At 43.6% G+C, this 684-nt stretch carries 1 protein-coding gene; it reads left to right on the top strand.

Annotated features, from left to right (window positions below; translation table 11 throughout):
• Positions 1-159: 159 nt before the first annotated feature.
• Positions 160-684: nitrate- and nitrite sensing domain-containing protein (locus R7Z49_RS25285; RefSeq protein WP_318112424.1), on the top strand; the 525-nt coding region annotated here is incomplete at its 3' end.

Genomic DNA, 684 nt, shown 5'->3' with positions numbered 1-684 from the left:
ATGCCACTTGTTACATTGCTACTAATCACTTTCTCAGCAAAAAACCAACTACTACTTTATGATTATCCATTAGCTTTCATATTTTTACCCTATACTGCTAATTAATGAGGAAAAATACCTCAGTAAATGGATTTCACGGTTGGTACCTAGGAGAGCTCTATGTTTGCGTTCGTTCGTCAGTTTCCCCTCTATATCATGGTCAGTGTTGTTGCAGGCGTCCCATTATTACTTGCTATTTTTCTAGCGGTTCAGCACACCATCAATTTAAACACTCAGTCCCACCAAGCCCTGAAAGATCAGCAGCTAGTGACCTTAATCACCCACTACGACAACCTTGCGCATAATCTCGCTGTCGAACGTGGACTAACAGCCGGCGTACTGGGTAGCCAAGGCAAAACTGAAATCGTGCAAAAGCTGACTCAGCAAAGAAAAAAAGTCGATGACGCGGTCAATTCATTGGTTCAACTTAACACGCCATTAATTAGCAGCAGCGATAGCTACGACTTACTCCAAGATGTCCAAGTGCAGCTCAATCGACTCAATCAGGTTCGACAAGGGGTTGATCGCCTTTCGCCTCAAATTGCACCTTTTGGTTATTACTCCAATCTGAATCAGCTCATCATCGACAACATTGACGTTTTGATTGCACAGACTCAAAGCCGAGAGCTAGGTACGCTTGGCGAT

This window comes from Vibrio sp. 1562 (assembly GCF_033340155.1).
Classification (GTDB): domain Bacteria; phylum Pseudomonadota; class Gammaproteobacteria; order Enterobacterales; family Vibrionaceae; genus Vibrio; species Vibrio alginolyticus.
The sequence above is the reverse complement of the archived record's forward strand: the minus strand, read 5'-3'. Positions and strand labels throughout refer to the sequence as shown.